Annotated in this window: 22 protein-coding genes and 1 pseudogene; 3 read left to right on the top strand and 20 right to left on the bottom strand. The window is 43.2% G+C overall.

The window, feature by feature from the left end:
- From Xbed_RS15660 to Xbed_RS15640, 5 genes and pseudogenes are all read right to left on the bottom strand, one after another.
- Positions 1–2,171 (bottom strand): annotated as a pseudogene (locus tag Xbed_RS15660) (phage tail protein); the annotation flags it as partial.
- Complete coding sequence (locus Xbed_RS15655; protein WP_038239265.1) at positions 2,164–2,283, bottom strand: GpE family phage tail protein; 120 nt, start codon at positions 2,281–2,283, stop codon at positions 2,164–2,166. The gene Xbed_RS15655 and the pseudogene Xbed_RS15660, both read right to left, overlap by 8 nt.
- A gap of 14 nt (positions 2,284–2,297) precedes the next feature.
- Positions 2,298–2,615: a phage tail assembly protein gene (locus Xbed_RS15650; protein ID WP_086113830.1), complete on the bottom strand. Its 318-nt coding sequence runs from the start codon at positions 2,613–2,615 to the stop codon at positions 2,298–2,300.
- Positions 2,616–2,711: 96 nt separating this feature from the next.
- Complete coding sequence (locus Xbed_RS15645) at positions 2,712–3,230, bottom strand: phage major tail tube protein (RefSeq protein WP_086113829.1); 519 nt, start codon at positions 3,228–3,230, stop codon at positions 2,712–2,714.
- A gap of 11 nt (positions 3,231–3,241) precedes the next feature.
- The gene (locus Xbed_RS15640) at positions 3,242–4,417 is read right to left on the bottom strand and encodes a phage tail sheath protein (RefSeq protein WP_086113828.1); all 1,176 of its coding nucleotides are present in this window, start codon (positions 4,415–4,417) and stop codon (positions 3,242–3,244) included.
- Positions 4,418–4,788: 371 nt separating this feature from the next.
- Here Xbed_RS15640 and Xbed_RS15635 point away from each other — a divergent pair, with 371 nt between their 5' ends.
- Positions 4,789–6,633, top strand: a complete 1,845-nt coding sequence (locus tag Xbed_RS15635) for an SGNH/GDSL hydrolase family protein (RefSeq protein WP_139837504.1) — start codon at positions 4,789–4,791, stop codon at positions 6,631–6,633.
- A 154-nt stretch (positions 6,634–6,787) separates the two neighbouring features.
- Here Xbed_RS15635 and Xbed_RS15630 read toward each other — a convergent pair whose 3' ends face one another.
- The 12 genes from Xbed_RS15630 to Xbed_RS15575 form a co-directional block, all read right to left on the bottom strand.
- Positions 6,788–7,114 carry a hypothetical protein gene (locus Xbed_RS15630; RefSeq protein ID WP_086113826.1) on the bottom strand — a complete coding sequence of 109 codons (327 nt, stop codon included), beginning with the start codon at positions 7,112–7,114 and terminating at the stop codon, positions 6,788–6,790.
- Positions 7,111–8,937, bottom strand: a complete 1,827-nt coding sequence (locus Xbed_RS20000; RefSeq protein WP_086113825.1) for a phage tail protein — start codon at positions 8,935–8,937, stop codon at positions 7,111–7,113. Before Xbed_RS20000 ends, Xbed_RS15630 begins: the two co-directional genes overlap by 4 nt.
- A complete protein-coding gene (locus tag Xbed_RS15620) occupies positions 8,934–9,542 on the bottom strand; it encodes a phage tail protein I (RefSeq protein WP_086113824.1) in 609 nt (202 codons plus the stop codon). Before Xbed_RS15620 ends, Xbed_RS20000 begins: the two co-directional genes overlap by 4 nt.
- Positions 9,535–10,443: a baseplate assembly protein gene (locus Xbed_RS15615; RefSeq protein ID WP_086113823.1), complete on the bottom strand. Its 909-nt coding sequence runs from the start codon at positions 10,441–10,443 to the stop codon at positions 9,535–9,537. Before Xbed_RS15615 ends, Xbed_RS15620 begins: the two co-directional genes overlap by 8 nt.
- Before the next feature lie 11 nt (positions 10,444–10,454).
- On the bottom strand, positions 10,455–10,805 hold the full coding sequence (locus Xbed_RS15610; RefSeq protein ID WP_086113822.1) for a GPW/gp25 family protein: 351 nt from the start codon (positions 10,803–10,805) through the stop codon (positions 10,455–10,457).
- Positions 10,802–11,437 (bottom strand): phage baseplate assembly protein V, encoded by a 636-nt coding sequence (locus Xbed_RS15605; protein WP_086113821.1) that lies wholly within the window; start codon positions 11,435–11,437, stop codon positions 10,802–10,804. The genes Xbed_RS15610 and Xbed_RS15605 overlap by 4 nt, the downstream gene beginning before the upstream one ends.
- Before the next feature lie 187 nt (positions 11,438–11,624).
- Complete coding sequence (locus Xbed_RS15600) at positions 11,625–12,131, bottom strand: lysis system i-spanin subunit Rz (protein WP_086113820.1); 507 nt, start codon at positions 12,129–12,131, stop codon at positions 11,625–11,627.
- Positions 12,132–12,152: 21 nt separating this feature from the next.
- Positions 12,153–12,356: a tail protein X gene (locus Xbed_RS15595; protein WP_086113819.1), complete on the bottom strand. Its 204-nt coding sequence runs from the start codon at positions 12,354–12,356 to the stop codon at positions 12,153–12,155.
- Positions 12,357–12,614: 258 nt separating this feature from the next.
- Entirely contained in the window at positions 12,615–12,851 is a 237-nt protein-coding gene (locus Xbed_RS15590) for a DinI-like family protein (protein ID WP_086113818.1), read from the bottom strand.
- A gap of 18 nt (positions 12,852–12,869) precedes the next feature.
- Positions 12,870–13,097, bottom strand: a complete 228-nt coding sequence (locus Xbed_RS15585) for a hypothetical protein (protein ID WP_086113817.1) — start codon at positions 13,095–13,097, stop codon at positions 12,870–12,872.
- 115 nt (positions 13,098–13,212) lie between these two features.
- Positions 13,213–15,192 (bottom strand): replication endonuclease, encoded by a 1,980-nt coding sequence (locus Xbed_RS15580; RefSeq protein ID WP_086113816.1) that lies wholly within the window; start codon positions 15,190–15,192, stop codon positions 13,213–13,215.
- A gap of 107 nt (positions 15,193–15,299) precedes the next feature.
- A complete protein-coding gene (locus Xbed_RS15575) occupies positions 15,300–15,647 on the bottom strand; it encodes a DUF5347 domain-containing protein (protein WP_086113815.1) in 348 nt (115 codons plus the stop codon).
- Between the two features lie 207 nt (positions 15,648–15,854).
- Between Xbed_RS15575 and Xbed_RS15570 the strand changes: the two genes are divergently transcribed.
- The gene (locus Xbed_RS15570) at positions 15,855–16,475 is read left to right on the top strand and encodes a phage repressor protein CI (RefSeq protein ID WP_086113814.1); all 621 of its coding nucleotides are present in this window, start codon (positions 15,855–15,857) and stop codon (positions 16,473–16,475) included.
- Between the two features lie 83 nt (positions 16,476–16,558).
- Here the strand turns inward: Xbed_RS15570 and Xbed_RS15565 are convergent, their stop codons facing one another.
- Both Xbed_RS15565 and Xbed_RS15560 read right to left on the bottom strand, forming a co-directional pair.
- Entirely contained in the window at positions 16,559–17,107 is a 549-nt protein-coding gene (locus tag Xbed_RS15565) for a GNAT family N-acetyltransferase (RefSeq protein ID WP_086113813.1), read from the bottom strand.
- 111 nt (positions 17,108–17,218) lie between these two features.
- Positions 17,219–17,884, bottom strand: coding sequence for a bactofilin family protein (locus Xbed_RS15560; protein ID WP_244182518.1), 666 nt, complete (start codon positions 17,882–17,884; stop codon positions 17,219–17,221).
- Positions 17,885–19,240: 1,356 nt separating this feature from the next.
- On the opposite strand from Xbed_RS15560, the gene Xbed_RS15555 reads away from it, so the two are divergent.
- Positions 19,241–20,059, top strand: coding sequence for a helix-turn-helix transcriptional regulator (locus tag Xbed_RS15555; protein WP_086113811.1), 819 nt, complete (start codon positions 19,241–19,243; stop codon positions 20,057–20,059).
- A gap of 153 nt (positions 20,060–20,212) precedes the next feature.
- Here Xbed_RS15555 and Xbed_RS15550 read toward each other — a convergent pair whose 3' ends face one another.
- Positions 20,213–20,881, bottom strand: coding sequence for an epoxyqueuosine reductase QueH (locus Xbed_RS15550; RefSeq protein ID WP_086113810.1), 669 nt, complete (start codon positions 20,879–20,881; stop codon positions 20,213–20,215).
- Positions 20,882–20,939 lie beyond the last annotated feature (58 nt).

Genomic DNA, 20,939 nt, shown 5'->3' with positions numbered 1-20,939 from the left:
TGCACAAAGGCATCCAGTGTGGATTTCAATTTATCCAACGCCTGAGTGCCTAGCTGAGCAAATATATCCAGAGGCGAGGTTAATTTATTCAGCGCCTGAACACCCAACTGCACAAAGGCATCCAGTGTGGATTTCAATTTATCCAGCGCCTGAGTGCCTAACTGAGCAAATATATCCAGAGGCGAGGTTAATTTATTCAGCGCCTGAACACCCAACTGCACAAAGGCATCCAGTGTGGATTTCAATTTATCCAGTGCCTGAATGCCTAACTGAGCAAAAAAATTGATGCCAGCTTTCAATTCATTCAAAGCCTGAATACCCAACTGAGCAAATGCATCCAGACTGGATTTTAATTTATCCAGCGCCTGAATGCCTAATTGGGCAAAAAAATTGATACCGGCTTTTAATTCATTCAAAGCCTGAATACCCAACTGAGCAAATGCATCCAGACTGGATTTTAATTTATCCAGCGCCTGAATGCCTAATTGGGCAAAAAAATTGATACCGGCTTTTAATTCATTCAAAGCCTGAATACCCAACTGAGCAAATGCATCCAGACTGGATTTTAATTTATCCAGCGCCTGAATGCCTAATTGGGCAAAAAAATTGATACCGGCTTTTAATTCATTCAAAGCCTGAATACCCAACTGAGCAAATGCATCCAGACTGGATTTTAATTTATCCAGCGCCTGAATGCCTAATTGGGCAAAAAAATTGATACCGGCTTTTAATTCATTCAAAGCCTGAATACCCAACTGAGCAAACACATCCAGAGGCGAGGTTAATTTATTCAGCGCCTGAACACCCAACTGCACAAAGGCATCCAGTGTGGATTTCAATTTATCCAACGCCTGAATGCCTAACTGAGCAAAAAAATTGATGCCAGCTTTTAATTCATTCAAAGCCTGAATACCCAATTGGGCAAATGCATCCAGACTGGATTTTAATTTATCCAGCGCCTGAATACCTAATTGGGCAAAAAAATTAATGCCAGCTTTCAATTCATTCAAAGCCTGAATACCCAACTGGGCAAATGCATCCAGACTGGACTTTAATTTATCCAGCGCCTGAATGCCTAATTGGGCAAATGCATCCAAAGGAGATGTTAATTTATTCAGCGCCTGAACGCCCAACTGCACAAAGGCATCCAGTGTAGATTTTAATTTATCCAACGCCTGAATTCCCAACTGGGCAAAGAAACTCAAGCTGGCTTTTAACGTTTCAAAAACTTTAATTCCTAACTGCGCAAAAAAGTTCAGACCCGCTCTTAACTCTACAAAAGCCCGAAGTCCAATCTGCGCAAAAAAATTCAGACCCGCTCTTAATTCTACAAAAGCCCGAAGTCCTAACTGCGCAAAAAAGTTCAGACCCGCTCTTAATTCTACAAAAACCCGAAGTCCAATCTGCGCAAAAAAGTTCAGACCCGCTCTTAACTCTACAAAAGCCTGAAGTCCTAACTGCGCAAAAAAGTTCAGACCCGCTCTTAATTCTACAAAAGCCCGAAATCCAATCTGCGCAAAAAAGTTCAAACCCGCTCTTAATTCTACGAAAGCCTGAATTCCCAATAAGGTAAATATATTTAAACTGACTCTTAAAGATTCAAATATTTTGATACCAATATTACCAAAAACTTGTATATGACCAACCAGAGTTTGAAATACGACTTGGACTGAATTCGTCGTTAATTTCAAAACTGCATTAATTTTCGTCATGACGCTAAATAAAATGGTTATCTTTGGATTAATATTAATAACCAGTTTATCTAACAATTTAAAATTGTTAGTCATATTCCCAGTAACACCAAGATTAACTTCGTTTTTTTTACTGGATGACTTTTCCTGTTTGATAATCTGAGTTGTTTGAATAATATTGGCTGATTGACTGGCGGCACTAATTTGCATCATTCCTGTAGAATTCTGCCGCGCAGATAAAGATTGTTTAATTGTTTGATGATAGGATTTAAGTTCGGTGCGTATACGCGCAGTTTCCTGCGCGTAACCCACAATAGGCTTTAAATTCTCAACGGCCTTATTCAGCTTTTTGAACTGGTTGTGAATTTTATCGACGGAACCTGCCAGCTTTTTATGATGCCCTTGAAAAGATTTAAAGGAACTGGTCAGCTTCCCAACAGTACTCAGTACCTTGTTTAGCTGTGACGGTATATTACTCATTTTCTGCACCACTTCTTAAAATGGCCCGATGTCGCCAGTCCAATAATTCCGGCAATGGCATTTCATCTGTCACTGCCGGTGACCAGTGAAAAACGGTGGCGATATCCGCCACCAGTTCATCAACAGTTAATCGTTCTGGGAATCGGACTTGACCGACTTCGGCAACAAAAAATTGACCACCTCCACACTGAGATTAATCAGATCACCGGGTGACATCATCATCAGGTCATTTTTGGTCAATGCAGGGGTGGTAACACGCGGCAGGACAAGCAGCATAGAATCCACATCCATTTCCAGCAGTGCCTGTAAACGAGCACCGCGCAGTGCACCACTGGTCGGTTTGCGTATCATCACTTCCGTGATTTCGCCATTGCCTCGCGCCAGTGGAGCTTCCAGTTCGATGGTGCGCAGATCGTCATTTTGGGTGTTCAGTGTTTCTGTCATGGTTCAACCTTGTTTATCCGATTAGATAACCTGTCTCAACAGATATGAAGAGACAGGAAATAAGTTTTAAAAAAGCTAATTGCTTTAAAGAAGCGATTAAAAAAGACCGATAGCACGGCGATGCTGTGCCAGACGATCTTCTCCACCTACTTTTTCAACCATGTTGATGGTGTCGATTTCAATCAGTTCTTCACCATTCCATGTCAGTTTGAAATAAGTGTTTTTGGCGGTGATTTTGGTCTGGGTGTTATCCCCCTGTTTATAAGTGCCGTGATCAAACTCTTGGAAGCGGCCACGCATCACAACTTCAACTGCGACCACTTCACCGTTATCTTCACTCTCAAAAGAGCCAGCAAAGCGCAGCATGACACCGTCGGCTTTCGCGATGCCCCACTGTTTATACAATTGAGCTTCAACTCCACCCAGAGTGAATTCAGCATCCAATGCGCCTTCATCCAGACCCAGATCCACCATTGCGCTGCCGTTCATGCCAGCGCCACGATAGGCTTCCAGCTTGCGACTCAGCTTAGGAAGAGTCAGTTCTTCCACGATCCCCTGATAATTGTTGCCATCATTGAACAAGTTCAGGTATTTCAGTTTGCGAGGTAATGCCATCAGTTAGCCCCTTAGTTATTGATACTTTTTGCGAAATCCATCAGGTAACTATCTGTAATGCGCTGGCGCAACATCATGTTTTCCAGTGGCGGTACAGGTGTATAGTCGTAATCGATGGTCAGTTTGCCGGTTTTCAGGGTATCCTTATCGTTGATTTTGTCGTCATACCAGCAGCGGCCATCAATGATGTAGCCACCGGCTTTCATTTCGCGGAACTTGGCATTGATACCTTCGATAATGTCGCGCACCAGTGATGGAGTCAGCGGTTTGTCGATAGCCCACATGTGTGCGTCAGCCATGGTGTCCGCCAGAACCTGAGCGGTACGGGTGTAGCTTTCGAATGGGAACAGTGAATCCTCAGAATCAGAGCCAGCACAAGTGCGTGAACCCCAGAAACGAAAACCGTTTTTGCGGATCAGTGTTGTGATGTGATTCTGGTTCAGCAGATCAGCCTCAGTTCCAGTCGCTTGCAGATCCCAGAAGACATCGGCAGACAGACCCGTTACACCGTTAACACCTACGTTGGACAATGTTTTGTGCCAGCCGGTCTCTTCGTCGATTTTAGCGCGCAAGCCCAGTGCATAAGCCGTTGCAGGTGCGATAACTTCACCTTTATCCCATCTCAGGAAATCAGGCCAAATCAGCATTACCTCACGCTGACCGAAGTTTTCACGATATTTGATCGCTTCAATGTAGGTCTTGCAGCCATAAGCGCTGACATACGCCATTGCTTTCAGTTGCTTGGCAATAGCGGCCAGTTCAGCAGCCACAGCTTTTGAATCCAGACCCGGAACACCCAGAATGCGAGGTTTAACACCGAGCTGGCTTTGTGCCGCCAACAGTGCCTGTATACCAGTTTTCTTACCTGCATCAGTGACGCCACCGATGATGTTAGAAATGGTTACCTCTTCAGACTCGCCCTCAGCAACACGTACAACCACAGTCACAGGCTGAGCCTGAGCAGCAATTGCTTTCAATGATGCGGACAAAGTCCCTTTTTCCCCAGCTTTACCAATGGCGCTCATAACGTCAGTCAGTAATACCGGTGTGTCTAATGGAAATGTTTTTTCGTCTGCGTCAGGTGCAGTACAAACCATACCTACGATAGCGGTGCTAACGGTAGTGATGGTGCGTGTACCTTCTTTGATTTCCTGTACACGGACGCCGTGATGATAGTCTTGTGCCATGATTAGCGTTCTCTCCTGTTAAGGTGTGGGCATATATTGGCGGATTAGGCGAAAGAGTGCATTCGATTGGCGGTGTGTGGTGTGGGGTACAAATGGGGTTTGGTATTTTTGTTAATAATCAAATAGTTAAATTAGTATTTAATTAATTTTTAGTTGTAGTCGGGGAAATTAGTGGTTTGATTGGGACAAACCATCGCTTGATTAAATAACAGGCTTTCTTTGATTGCTTATTGAATTTTAATTGGTTCGAAATTTACTCTTTTCACTATTGTTCGGTGTAATTTTAATTTTTGGTTATTTTTTGACAGGCTAAAGTGACTTATTTGGTTATTGTGTTTTGGTTTTCGGGGTATAGGGAATGGGATCTTTGCTTGGATCGTAGAGAGTTGGAGATTTTGAAAAACCTCGGTTTGATAGAAATGGGAACATTGTCTTCTGAGCATGGAGCCTCCCTTATTGGAACCCATGACGGTATCACTGTGCAATCTGAGTTAACTGCGATGAAATCAGCCACTGCCACAGCAGATTATAGTCGCCGTAATGCTATTAATTTAGCATCAGCCTACAGCAAATTTAAACACAATGAAGATGTTACTGTCGTTTGTGTTGGTGACAGCATGACCGCTGGATTTGACATAAACTCTAAGGATAAAGTCCCGCCTGATAATGGAGATTGGGCAACACATGCACCTGTCACATACCCAATGGCGCTGATGTATATATTGAATCTATATACTGGTGTAAATCATCGCGTAATTAATCGCGGTTATTCGGGAGATACCGCCAGAACTAGTTATGAGAGGTGGATTCATAGCCCCAATGCCCATGTCGCTCATATTATGCTAGGAATTAATGATTCTGGCGGTGGGCATGGGGCAACATTTGACGAGTATATACATTACATGGAAAAACTCATTCAGCGTTATGTTGATTGGGGATGTGGAGTTATATTGCATACAACAACGCCAATTATATTTAATTCAGTTAATAATCATTCTCAATATTTTACGCAGGCTATCAGAACATTGGCTAATATGTATGGCTGCCCTGTTTTTGAGAGTGACACTGTTGTTCAATATTCAATCTATGATGGTGTCTATTCAGATAATGTACATTTTAATACTCAAGGATATAACAAATACGGGAATGCTGTAGGTGCATTTATTATGGCTGGCGGTTGGGTTCAACCGCCAAAATTAGTAAGTGGAGAAGTTCATTTGCAAAATGGGCGTGGTGCAGAAGGAGTCGGATATATTGCCCGTTCTGTAAATTTGCATACATCTCATGGTTCATATCTCAATAATATGTCCACTGGGCCAATGCAGGATGAGGATACGAGAATTTCATATACATTTTTTATGGATACTGAGTTTATGGATGTATATGGAATTGGTATATTTGATGGATTAAACATATCTCTTTCTTATACTGCATCTCATCAGTATCCAGATGATAATCGAGGGAGTTTAGCAATAAATCGCATTACTCTAAAATCATTAGCAGGTCATAATGTTCATGAAACTACAGGATATTTAGTCAAACCCGGCAAGGGAACTCAGCATGGTAAGTATGTGCATTTGGGATGTCTTGTAGGGAGAGGATGGAAAACAATTTCTGTTTCAGTGGGGAAGAAATTGTCTGATGTACGTTATTTTAATGGATTAGTTCTTAGAGAACGGACATTGACGTCTGTTAAACAAATATCTAACCATACTGATATGATATCTGGCTCATTGAAACCCACAGAAAACGAGTCATATGTTTATCAATATCCTTATTATAATTTTCAGGACAGTTCATCAACTGTACCTAACTCTGTTTCACTGCCTGAAATAATTTATTTTCCATTGCCGTTTGCGTTGCTTCCATATAATACTGAGTACCATTATTATTATGATCATTTGCCTGTAGAGTTAACCGTCTCCTCTCCGAGTGGTTGGATGAAATCCATAATTAGACGCATAGGGCCAAAATCTACTGATTTTCATATTGATAAAATTTCAGGTAGTAATAGTGATTTATTACCTAAGAGCGCACGTATTATGCATAAGAACTACATCAATGAAACAGGTGAATTATCAGAAATAAATGAAGGATGGAGTGGCCCTACAGCATCTCTTTATTTAGCCATAGTGTTTGATAAAACACCTGAGTCATACTATTCCGTTTCTCTGAATAGTTGGCATAAATCTGCTATGGTTACGGTAGGAGTATGAGTGATCTTGGTGATCATTTTAACGATCACATTTAATCGGAAATGGCGATTACACAAAATAGGAATCAAGATATAAAATAGGCTTAGAAAAGGAATAGAAATAATACTATTCCTTTTCTGGTATTATCTAGCACATTGAATAAAATTAGTATTTGTTATTTTTCACCAAAAACCAAATAGTATTTATTTAAGGCATCTTGGTCGACAATGGAAATTCTGGCTTCCTGACGCTTTATTAAAAGAGACTGATATTCTTCGTTAGTAATTGAAGATTCAATATCTAAACTCAATTGATCACGATGCCTGGTTACAAGCCAGTCTGTCGATTTTAAATATAAAAGATTATCTCGATCTGATTCTGATTGAGATTTGATAAATTCACAGTCGTCTACGTTATAGCCTAGTAATTTAACTTCTTCCTCAGCAGTATTGGAATTAAATATGCCAATAATTTTATTATCAATTTTATTTATTACTTTCATGATCGAACTCCTGGGATAAACACTGGTGATGCACTTGTTTCACCAGCAGCTACGGTCATAGACTTATTAGCCATTGGTACATATAAATAAGGAAGTGCTAAATAAATTTCACAATCTTCATCATAAGGTAAACCAAAGTTTAGAACATTCCATTGCACGGTAGTGACTCGAGATATATCAATTAGTTTGTCTACAAATAACCAACCATCTTGAGCAGAGTCTGCTTCTGCTTTTTCAATAACATAATCTAATGCTCGAAGTTCCTTTGCATAATATCCACTGTCTACCCCCATACCTAATTTACCTTTGACTATTTTTATCCAAAAACGAAGTCCCAATCTTTCAAAGACACCGTAAGTTTCTACAGGAATTCTAAAAAGCTTATGATTTTCTCCTGAAAACGCAGTAGATGTTATTTTCAAAATTTTACCTGAGTCTATCCCTCCCCATCCACCGCCCAAACCACCACGTCCCATACGAGCACCTAAATAATACTCTCCATACCAATACGGATTGTTTTCATTCGCAGAATCTAGATCTGGAGCGACATTAGAAGGGGGTACCTTTTCGTAACAACCTTCAAATCCTTTAGTCCAAGGATGCACAGCCTGTATAGTACATCCTAGTGCTGTATAGTTAGTTGGATGTCCTTCCGGTTCAACTGACCGCATCATTGAGTTACTAAAAAGATTTAAGGGAAGAGGAATATATTCCTGTAAATTTGTTTTAAATTGGTTAAATTGGCTATCAATCTTGTTTATCTGTACATCTGTTTCTTCTTTAGAATATGCCCCGACATCTGCTGCAGAAGGTTTATACCCTTCATGATAAACCGGATGCCCTTTAATCCGGAGATTATCTGATTTCAGGCTCATCCATTCCGTGGTTCCTCCAGTAGAGAGGCTATGCTGCCATTTGAAATATTCGTTACCATTATCTGCGGTTTTAAACCACATATAGGAGTCGGTATCACCATCTCCGGTGTTTTTAAAACCGATCGCGGCCATGTCCGTATTTCTGCGCCAGGCTATCTCAGAGTCAGTCGCAATCGTGATATCACCGGTGACTTCGCCTCCGCTGCGTGGCAACGCATTTTTCGCTAACTCCACCGTTCCCGCTAAACCGAGGTTTTTTGCAAACTCACCTTTATTCGGAATATCCGCACCATTCTTATTTTTTTCCAAACGCGTATTAGCATTATTATTCGCCGCATTAGCAAAATCATACGCTGCTTTCACCGCTTTCGGCGTTGCCGCATGGGTTTCGCTATTGCTGTCCACCGCGCTGCTCAGGATGACAAATCCCTTCTCTTTCAGTGTTGCGTCAGGATGGTTACGGCTGTTCGCGTGTTTCGTAATGGAGTTGTCCACATATTCACGCGTTGCCAGAACAATGGATGGGTCAACTTTTAAAGTCACCGCGTTAGCGCTGCTGACAATCAGGATCATGCGGATGGTCTGGGTACGACCGGAACCTTCCTGCAATTGGGGTTTGTAAGTTTCCGCGCAGTTACCCACGGCAATCAGAATGCCGTCTTTGTCAAACAGGCCGATTTCACGGATCCACCAGCCGCCTTCGTTTTCAGGGATAACCTGCTCGGCGATGATCTGGTTGGTGTTTTTGGGATCAATGCTCAGCGTATTAATTGCCGCGCGACGTTTTTCATTAATCAGTGTGCTTTGTTTGGTATCCGGTGTCGGCAAGCTGCCACCACCATCACCGACGGCCATATGGGTAATTTCAATTTTAGTCCCCAATGCCGCAGCATTTGCCAATTTATCTGCGCCTAACTGCGTCAGCAGCGCAAAGTATTTGGTACTCATGGTCTAATCCTCATGTCATCAATAATATGTATGCCCGCGCCCACAACCGCTGAGCCGGATACCGTTACTTGTTCCGGGAAATAAGGGTAAACTGTCAGTTCGTCACCGCTGTATGTCGCCGCCGAGTAGTGATATTCACCGCGTGTATCCAGATTGATATCCAATCCAATCAAATGTCGGCTTATCGGCTTGGCATCAAAAATCAGGTTTTCCAGTTCTTCGAACATTTCATGGGTGATGCCGCTATCCAGTACACCGATATCCAGTCGGAAAGTGCCCGGCGCATCGTTGGTCTGCCACCACTCTTTCACGCGGATGAGATAGCCCAATGGCTCGACAACCCGCCGGATTGCTCCGATCGTTCCTTTGTGTTTGTGCAGGAACAACGAGCTTTTGATCACCTCCCTCTTGGTGCTCTCAGACCAGTTTTCGTCCCAGCGATCCACTGACCATGCCCAGGCCAGATAAGGCAGCAGGGATGCCGGACATGTGTCCGGGTTCCACAGTTCACGTAGCGGCACTTTGACTTGCTGCAATTCCGCGCAGGCTTTGGCCGCAGCAAGTTCCAGCGGGGTCGAGCCATTGGGCAGAAGGCGATCACTCATCCGAACCTCCCATCGTCAGGGTGGTTTTGGTGCAATACGATGCCTGGGTTTTATCCAGCACCACATCTTTCAACGGGGCTTTCAGTTCTACGCGCTGGACACCTTCCACATGCAGTGCGGCATAAATCGCGGACAAACGAATGTCACGCCCCAGACGATGCTGTGCTTCGACATAATGTTTCAGCTTCTGCTCTGCCGCCTTGCGGATTGGCTCTGATTCTGGTGTCGGGAAGATGTACAACACCGCATCGATTTCATATTCCACAATGTTGGCCGACTGGACTTTCAGACGATCCGCCACCGGGCGCACGTTTTCGTCGTTCAATGCTGTTTCGACTTTCTCCAGTAGCTCTTTGGAAGCGACGCCCTTGTCTTCACGCGACATAATGGTCACGGTGACATTAGCGGGTGATGGACTGATTGCCGAAGCATCCGCAACCCGGCCATCCGAACTGCGGGCATGATATTCATAAGCACCGACCGGGCCAGCAACACTCAAGCCTTCAAAAGCCTGCGGAATGCGCACGCGGTAATCGTTGTCAGATTCCATCACGGCGGGTGTCGGTGGTACGGTCGAGTTGTCCGCCGGGCGCAAGATCATGCGAGGTACGTTGTTGTTCGCACCCAGTTGATCCAAATCGTTGCCTGTTGAATAGGCCACCATCACCGCACGAGCCGCTTCGTTAACTCGTTGACGCAAAAGCAATTCGCGATACACGTTCTCTTCCAGCAACTTGACCAAAGGTTCGGACTCCAGTTGCAAAGTTCGGGCAATGGCTTCTTGCTGATCTTCTGGATAGAGCGAGATCAATCCTTTTTTACGCTCTTCCAGCAGTTGTTCGTAATCCAATGGCTCAACCACATCCGGTGGTGGCAATTGGCTTAAATCGATGGTTGGCATGACTTATTACCTTACCGGGAATGATTCACCGGAATAGAAAGTGAAAATTCCTTGGCGGATTGATGATAAGTCCCCGTGATATCCACCACCATTTTGCCGTCTTGTCGGGTTTCCATCGCGATAGATGTCAGCGTCACGCGCGGCTCCCAGCGGCTGATTGCCGTATAGCTGGCCGCCATCACCTGAAGCCGGAGCGCCGGGTTCTGTGGCCAGTCGATCAACTCAGGCAGTAAAGAGCCGTAAGTACGGCGCGCGATACGGCTGCCTACGGGGGTTAATAAAATATCGCTGACGGATTGCCGGACATGGGCCAAATCTGTCAACGCTCGGCCGGTCTGCCGATTCATTCCCAGATACATCATACGGGGCCTCCTGATGTGTCACCGCCTGACCTGATGCCGGTGTGTTTATGGGAATCCACGACCACACCGTTGGAACTGAATGTGCCTCCGGTGTGTTCAATATTGCCCGTCATTTTGCCGCCGTTGCGCACAATCAAGTTGCCTGTGCTCATTAGCTGCGTACAGATGACTTCCGGTGTATCCAGCGTAATTCGGGTGCTGGCGACACAGGTGATTTCCGGTGCGGTAATATGGACGGAATCCGATGCAGTCACTGTCGCGGTTTTGATGCCAGTCACAGTCAATGCGCCGGATTGCGGTTCATACTCCATCACGGCACCATCCGGAAACTTAATGTGCGTCGCTTCGGGTGATGTTGATGGAGCCGGAAACTCATCTGAAAAAATCGCAGGCAATACAAAGGCGGTGGTCAGTTCTCCGCCTATGGACAGTAATAAAACCTGCTCACCGACACTGGGCGCCCACCATGTGCGGGCGTTTCCCGCTCTGGATGTCAACCAGTGCAGCCAGTTGGTTTCAAGATTGCCTGTCGCGACCCGGCACATTCCTTTTGTGGTGTCCACTTGGGTAATGACGCCTGTTCGGATCAGGTTGCGCAATAAGCGCATCAGTTCAGTGAGTTGTGTGTTCATGGCGTAAGAATGCCACGAAAAAGCAGGCCGGACATTAAACTGGGTTTGTAGGAAACAGCATACAAATCCAGAGATAAAATGGTTTTAAATCAATAAAATAAAAAGCCTTCTTCCAGAGTGGAAAAAGGCTTTTCGTTATCTTTTGAGTGGAACGTCAAGTTTGAATGGAACGTCAAGTCAGTGGCGATCATTCCGGTTTACACTGCCGGACCACGTCACGCACATAGTGTTGCAGATAGTCTAATTTGGCTTGATCGCGGATGATCCCAGCCCGGATATCGTAAATAGCGCGTCCAGCTTTCGCAGTGAGTTCGATTTGGGTTCCATTGCCCATGCTGCGGGTGCCGGGATCTCGGTTTTGGGTGAGCTGACAGGTAGCAAGGTTGGCGGCGGAGATTTGCACCCTCCGATGACCAGCGGTAATGTCAGCACGCAAAGCCGTATTTTCTTCAATGACATGAGCTAATTTCCCTGAATAAAATTCATCCAATTGCGCAGCCCGGTTTTGTGCATCTTTCATTTGTTGGATCGCAGCCAGCGTTTCTGAGTGCGCTTTTTGGCCGATGGCAACAAGTTGTTCCGCGTGTTGCTGCTTCAAACCTGCCATTTCGCTCAGGAACAGGGAACGATGTCCCCACCAACCAAGGCTGCTGCCAATGACCAGACTCACCATTAAGGGCATTTTCTTTATCATTCTAATCCCCCCAGAACCCCCTTAATCCCAAAGCTGGATAATCGGTTTGCGGGTGGTAGGCATAAATTCCGGCATTTCCACTTTCGTTCCATGAGGCAATACCGCGCCAAAATCAGCCAATCCAGGGTTTGCCTGCAACACACGTTCAGTCATTCCCAACGTGCGGCCATAATGACGCCAACAAATGGCATCAACCGTTTCATTTTGTTGTGCGATAACTTGCATACACTCTCCTTTTCTTTTGCAGAAAATAGTCAGTAAATCGGAGAGTTATGATCGAATAACCGGAGAAATGTCTCAATGAGATGAAATTGTCAGGGATATACTACAAATGAACAGTAATCTGTTGTGTTCTAATGGATCGTGTTTTAATGGAGCAAGTTTCAATAAGCACACGAGGGTAAGAAATGATTTCCTGCCCTCGTGCTATTTTATCTTATTGTCGTGGCTACCATCCTTGGAGGAGAGCCACGGCTGGCAGATTTAATCCGGTAGCCAACTATCATCCCCCCAAACGTCTTGAATAAGTTCCATCATATGATCGTGTTCACTGCTCTTTTTAGTCCCTGTCACTTTTACGGAGGTACTACTACTGACTGCAATTCTAAATTGCGTATCAGAATAGTGCGGTAATATTCTTTTTTTTAGTTCATTTTCAAGTGCAAACATGACTGCTTCAGAAACATTAGCCCGTTTATCGAAAAGTATTTCTACACGCATCCGTTTCTCCTGCTAAATCTATTCTTCTATTGAACCTGAATTCCTTAACATTTTGTTACCGGTCACCTCATGATCTAGCCTATTACCATCCAGTTTACTTTGGTAACTGTTAAACCTTTTTTCATAAGGTGCAGATAGCTCCGCTATCCAAACCAGTGCCAACTCTTTGTCTTCCGCATGGTTGCATTCGCAACTTGTTGCCATTCTGGCAATGAAATTGATACGTTGCGCTAACAATGATTCCATAAGAGATTCCACTGATCTATCCGCCTCCACATAAGAAACTGTATGTATATACAGTACACGTAATAAGACTAAATTTAAAGTAGTTTTTACCTTTTCTGGTGATTAAATTTGATAGTTAATAGCTATTGTTCATTGTCTTAGCAGAAATATTTGCCAGTTTGATGGGTTTTTCCACTATATGAATTCTATCATCCCTATAACGCCTCGCCTGTCCATCCGTACAGTTATTGACAGAACTCCAAGATGAGAACTTTTTGCTTCCTTTATAAACAATTCGTTCTGGTGTAGAGGCCAGATCCGTTTTCGGCACCCTGCGCCATTGGTGAATACGCGTGCAGATAAATTCCACACGGGATAGAAGTGGTGATGTCACACCTTGTATGGTGTGGATGTCTTCGCCATAAGGGCTGCCAAAGGGGATGTATTTGTAAGAGAGGCGGATAACCAAATCGCGCCGGGCAACCCACGGCCCACCCTGTGCTTGAGTATAAGCCTCCCAATTCCCCTCATCGGCCGCCTGTAAAACAGCGTTGACCTTGTTATCAGATAAACGTATTTCTCTGAGACGACGCAATTCACGCCAAACCGAAACGGGAGCGCCCCCAATTTGTTGGAATTGTCGAATACGCCAACGACTCGCCCACGCGGTTACAGATTTCGCCATATCGCGCAGGGGTTCGCCGGTTTCATGATCTGTTTCCTCTTCCAACGCATATCCATCGATATTTTTCGAGATGTACTTTGCGATATAGCCCGTGGCACTGCCTTTGTCGGGATCGATAGTCCGATAATCAAAACGCGCTTTTTTAGCTTCATCACACTTTAATTCAGCCTGCTCTTCCTGACAGGCATAATGTTTTAGCGTCTCCCTAACCTGGCGCAGGTGTTCAGGCAACATAAACAACACCATATGCCAATGAGGGGTGCCATCATGATGAGGTTCCACGACCCGGAAACCAAAAATATTGATCCCGGCACGGGCGATCGCGGCGCGGGCTTTCGCCCAAATACCGCACAAATAACGTTGGGTATCACGTGGGGTCGCACCGTCCCAATATTTGACGAATCCGCCTTGATGTTGGACAGCGTGATACTTCGCAGGCGCCGTGATGGTATAAAACTCGCCGACACAGTTCATTTTATTCGCAACATTTTCGAAACCGCGCATTCTGACCATCAATTCACAGCGCCGGATCGCAGGGTTAGCATGACTATGAATAACCCGATCTGCCAGAGCAATCCGTTCCCCGTCTTCATTTTCCAAATCGAAGTGTTTGAAAAATTCACGATTGCGTCGTTTTTGTTCCAGCCATTCCCGCAATGCCTGACGCGAAATATAAGGTGAAGCCGCTTGCTGTACCTGTCCGACCGCAATCGCCATATGCTCAGATTGAATATCACGCAGACGTTTTAAACGAAAATACCACCAACGGGCTGACATCATGCGTAGCATCCCGGAGCACAGTTGATCCATAGATGGCGACTTCCGCCCATGATTAAAACGATGCCAATAAGGCGGGGTCGTACTGCATTGTAAAGTCAGCTTTGCCAACAATTGGTATAACTTAGCGGCACGGGAAAATGGCTCATCATGACATGCAACGGAGCTTGATGCGGGTTGATGGGAGTACGCTGAAGAATAATGCTCATAATTACCGGAAATAAAAACAGCAATTTCATGAGCAAGTTTCAAGAGTTGCTTACGGTCATAAGTCGCCACATTTTCCAATTGTTCAATAAAAGGAAAAGGCGCGATACCAGAAACCCTATGCTTAAATGGATATCTTTTTTTTACCAACTGTAATCGTGGCAAGACATTTTGCCCAATCGTTTTTCTCAGGAAGGAATTCGCATCACGACGGCCTGAACGGTTAAAAATAGCAACATAACGGCGGCTGAAATATTTTGCCAGAAAATCCGGCACCTGTCCGATATATTGTTGGCGCCATTGATGATCTTCTGCGTTAACTTCCCATAATAAACGTTCTGCCATCGAAATCCCCTGCGGCATGTTCGGCTGGAACATCGCAGCGTGTTTACGATTGGCAATAAAATCATCACCATTATGTTTACTGGTAATAAAGTCACTATTCATCCATTTCACCCTATTAAGGATATACGTGTGCCTGGCGTGCTTATGCCATTTGTTTAGCGATATATGTAACGATATGTGCAAAAAACGCGTTTAGAAAACGGGGTTAATCAGATCGTATCGGAAGATAATGTCAGGCACTTTGGAAACTGACTGACAACGACCTTAATATGGTTCATCGCCTTAATCAGAGCCTTTTTTTCCTCTTGGGTAAACTGGTTGAGTTCACTATCGTGGCGGGAACGCGGGATATTCGCTAAATAGAAGATGGCGGATAACGCCCGCCTGTTCTCTTCGTAGTGGCTATCCCTTTTGTCGCGCATATCAGCCAAAAAACGCTTTAATTCCTTTTCATCATTACTCCAGTATGTCGCCCTAATCCTCGACAGGTGATTCAATCCTTCCAGCCGCTGGCCAAGGTTCATCTGGGCAAATTTTTCTTTCTCAGTATTCGCCATATTTTCCCTCAACATTTTCCTACAGAATCACTGCTAGCTATTCCCACGACCCTTTCTAAAATATTTCGATATCTCGCATAAAGATTGAAATCTGCGCGTTCATGATGCAATATCGCTAATGGTTTTCAACTTAACCAATCTGGGCTCACTAAAGATCTCAATTCGAGAACTTTAGTGGGATACTAATATCCCTTATCTGTACTGTCAATGAAAAATACCAATATTGAGATCAAAATGGGGGCTGATAGTGGGGGAAGACCTGCTATTGAACGTCTTGTCCGCGCGTATGGATTTAAATCACGTCAGGCCCTGAGTGACCATTTGGGCGTTTCCAAAAGCACGATGGCAAATCGCTACCTTCGTGATAGTTTTCCAGCGGATTGGATCATCCAGTGTAATCTCGAAACTGGAGCTTCACTGCTATGGTTGAGCACGGGTCAGGGAGAAATATTTCCAGATGGAGAAGGTGGGAAAAAAACGGAGCGATTGGAGGATATCATTGCCCCATCAATCCCTCGTGTAAAACTGTCAGGGGGTAAGCTGAATGAAGTTTCCCCTGTCATTTTGGATAGTGAATTAGTTTCCAAGGAACTCAAAAACCCACGGGTTGTTGATGATGGTTCCGCATGGTATCTACTGGATACTCAGGAAGATAATATTCAGGATGGCTTATGGCTGGTGGATATTGAAGGGATGCACAGTATCAAGAAAATCACCAAAATCCCGCTCAGTAAAATTCGGGTCAGTGATAATGATGTCACTTTTGATTGTGCAATCAGCGACATCCAATTCATCGGCCGCGTTGCTCTGGTGATATCCAGACAATAACAGCCCGGCATAATAACGGTTTCCACCAAGGTTATCCATTAGCGTAACCTTGGTGGCGTTTATCGGTTTTCACCCGTATATTTTTACCCATAATGCGAACGTCGGAGCCGGTACAGAACATGCTCCCTCAATGGGTGATTTTCTGCCAACGCAGGGTGGAAAAACGTTTTTTCATCTCTAATCATGCCCAATTTTTTCATCACGCTCTCCGAGCGATAGTTGGAGACGGAAGTGAACGCCACGACTTCTTCTAGCCTGATATCCCTAAAAGCAAAATCAAAAATTCTACGAGCCGCTTCGCAAGCATAGCCTTTACCCCAAAATGGCTTAGCCAGACGCCAGCCTATTTCAACGAAAGGGGAGAATGGAAATTCAATATCAGGGATATTCAGTCCCACAAAACCAATAAATTCACCACCTTGTTTTAATTCAACTGCCCATAATCCCCAGCCCCCTTGCGTTTCAAACTTGCGCATACAATGATCGACCAAAGTATCACTCTGCTCTTGAGTCAGAGTGTTAGGGAAAAATTCCATCACTTCAGGATGGCTGTTTAAGCGAAAAAAAGGTTCTTTATCTTCGTCCTTCCAAGCACGGAGCCGCAATCTTTCTGTATCCAATTCAACAATCATGGTATTTCCTTGAGATTGAGGGGAAAATTAATCGGCAATAAAAATAAAACCGCCGGAAAATAGTATAATTTTCCGGCGGTTTGACATAAAGTCTTATTTTAAGAACGATTATCAAGCACTGTTTTTGGCTTTTAATCTATCGTTCTGATTATCCTTAATCGAAACAACCCGTTCAACTTCCGGTTTTTTCTTATTTTCAACCTGTTCAGATTGACCCACAAACAGCCCGCCACGTCGAATTGACATGCTTCCGCAACGGCTGACACCCCGTAATTCTCCATGCTCAAGAATATCCAACGTTTCCGCACAGCACGTACCTTCAACATGACCATCAATAATGATTTCAGGGGCATTAAGCTCACCCTCAATTTTGCCGGCATGCATAATACGGATAGCTCCGCCTTTTACGCGAATATTACCAATGACTTTACCCCAAATCTGAATATCCCCTTCCATTTCGATATCCCCCTTGAATACAGAGTTTTTTGCAATAATGGTGTTGGGACGAACTTCAGCTTCAGGTAATTTTTTCTCTTCAGGCCGTATGCCTCTAACGGGTGTCGTAGAATCGGCAATAGGTGCCTCAGTTTTTTTTCCAAACATAGCATTTAATCTCGATTTCATATTTATAAAGCAAAACACTAAGGCTAAAAAAGATAAAGTTGCTGTTATGGCACAACTAAAATAAGCGCCATACAGATATAGTCCTAATGTTGTCCCCCAAAGGAGCCATAGACTGTATAAAAAAGCGTTATCTGAAAAACGATACTTTTCCATATCTTTCTCATTTTTTTAGTTTTTTCTTATATTTCATCAGCAAATATATCTATGAATATGCCTTAGCAGGTAATAGAAAAAGGGCTGTGAAAACACATCATTACATTTTACAACGTATAAAAAACAATCTACCAAGCTATAACAGAGGTATTTATAGCGTTATTACACGGATAACATTGCCATATGGGTATACCCCTCTGAATTGAAATTGATTTAACCTGTGTGCCTAAAATAGAAAAATCTGGCACGATAAACGTTATTGATATGACCACATTAATACACGAATCAATAACAATAAGAAAACAAAATATTGATATCTTCATATCATATTGAGCCTATGAAAAAATTCCATGTCCGCTCGCTGGTTTATGCCTCTGTTACCAGTCATTGTTTTACATTCAGCTAACTGAAAAAAGTAAAGTTTATCTTTATCGAGCCATCTTTTTCAGGAAAATCTTTTTGATAACGATCATTTCCGGTCATCAAGGCACGGCTGAAGTAATGGCTCCAACATTAACACCATAGACATCGGCATGGGATATCCTAACCGGAGTGGCAAAATTGTACCGTGATATAGGCAACAAGAAATAACAATCTGACATGAATACGGTTTTTATCCCTGACAATAAAACATGGCTAATTTCTCAATGAGGTTTTAGTGTTAACCCACCAAATGCAACAGACATAATATCCAGTTCCAAATTCACCTGAACATTAAAATCTCAATCATTCCATTTTGTTAACTTTCTATATCAGCAATAACTGAAATTCATTTTCTCAACATGAATGAGATCATGTCGTAAAGACACCGCTTAACCATTAGGATCCAATATTTATTTATCGTGCTAATCACCATCCCCACATCTATATCAAACTCAATAAAATATAATTCAAATCAATTGCATACAAATAAAACCCAATATATCAATGACATTCACAGGATTAAGGGGTGTTAAGATAAGTCATTCAATGGACTAAATTCATTAATATCTATAACCGTGAACAATTTTCATAACATCATCAAAGCCATTACATAAAAGTAAAACAAATTGCAAAAAAGTTATTTTTAATCGAAAAAAAAGAATGATGGAGAAGTTTTATATCAAAAAAACCACTAAAACCTAACACAAATATTTGTTTAGATATATAATACCCAAAGTGATTTAATTGATGGTGCGCATGAGTTTTCAAGATCTCTCAATCCAGCCAAAGTCTGAACTCGATTTTATCTATCAGGATAATCTTAGTGTTATAGCGGGGATTTATTCATCACCATCCATTAATTAATAAAATAAATACACCATGCACTCATCAAAAAAAATGATTACTCATGATAAGGAAAATTAGGAGTATAAAATGAAAAGGACGACGGGCTTAAATAAAAAGAATATTTGCACTATCCAATTAACCATGCCGGATTTCAATATCTTAGAACATAAACAGAGAGGGCTGTATATTTTACTCGATGGTGAAATGATATGGAAAGATTGCATCAATACTTATCACATCACATCAAATGAGATCCTCTTTACTCATCCAGGAAGCTATGCCGCCAAAACCAAGACAGAAAATTGTCAGGTAATATGGTTACCATTACATATGGAGTTTCTGCGCAGCTTTTTAAAACGTTTTGGGTCATTACTCAGCAAAATAGAGCGACAAGATTTTCCTGCTTATAGGTTGATCCCTTTTAATCAATTTCCCCTACTGACGGAAAGCATCCGCGGACTCGCCAATCTACTGGCTCATGATTATCCCCCCGCCTTGATTCAATTAAGAGTTGAAGAGCTACTGTTGTTGCTTTCCTTGAGTAAACAGGGAGCAATGTTAATGTCTGTACTGCGCAAGTTAAGCAATCGTCAGGTAGAACGACTGCAAACATTTATGGAGACCCATTATCTCAAAGAATGGAGATTGAATGATTTTGCGCGTGAGTTCGGTATGGGGCTGACTTCCTTTAAAGAGCTTTTTAACAGTGTCTATGGAACTTCCCCCAAGGCGTGGATCAGCGAACAGCGTATTCTGTATGCGCATCAATTACTGCTGAACAGCGAGATGAGTATTGCCGATATTTCATTGGAATCTGGTTTTTCCAGTCAGTCCTATTTTACTCAAAGTTATCGACGGCGTTTTGGTTGTACACCTAATCGAGCCAGATATGGCAAAGATGAGTGATCATTTGCGTTGGACGGCAGCATCCCATCTCACAGATAGTCATGGTGACTCATTACTTTTCAGGACTTATTTTAAGTTCGCTCTGAGTCACCACCAGATTTTTATATTTGCCGTATCTTTTGGCCTGCACTTGTCCGTGCAGGCTTTTTTACCTTATTCCGAAGCTGCCGATTCCGCACTATAGAAGACCGTACCCAATTTTATTCTTTCCCGGCCAGTCGCCAGGCGATGCCGGTTAGTATCCCTAAGAGAATAGATACAACCACAATATTCCTGTTGATAGAATGCTTCACGTTTGCTGATTTCTATCATCCGGGAAGAACCGCCCCCTTTTCGCCAATTATATTCCCAATACACTAAATCAGGATAATGAGAAGCGGCACGAACACCACATTCATTAATTTGCTGCATATTTTTCCAGCGTGAAATACCCAGCGAGCTAGTCATTACAGGGAAGCCATGTTCATGGGCATACAGCGCGGTTCGCTCGAAACGCATATCAAAACACATGGTGCAACGAATGCCGCGCTCAGGTTCATTTTCCATTCCTTTCGCACGTTCAAACCAGTTATCACGGTCATAATCAGCATCAATAAAGGGAATGCCCATCTGCTCTGCAAAACGAATATTTTCATCTTTGCGCAATTCATATTCTTTTAAGGGATGAATATTCGGATTATAGAAAAATATTGTAAAATCAATTCCTGAAGCCAACATTGCTTCCATGACTTCCCCAGAACAGGGGGCGCAGCATGAGTGCAACAACACCTTATTATGCCCGTTCGGCAGTGAGAGCGGGTTACGTTCATAATTCAATGACATAATATCCTTTACCTGATTCAGACAATAAAAATCAGGAAGAGAACATTATTCTCTTCCC

The sequence above is a fragment of the Xenorhabdus beddingii genome, from assembly GCF_002127545.1.
In the GTDB taxonomy this organism is placed as follows: domain Bacteria; phylum Pseudomonadota; class Gammaproteobacteria; order Enterobacterales; family Enterobacteriaceae; genus Xenorhabdus; species Xenorhabdus beddingii.
Note: the sequence above shows the minus strand (reverse complement) of the source record. Positions and strands in the feature narration are given on the sequence as shown.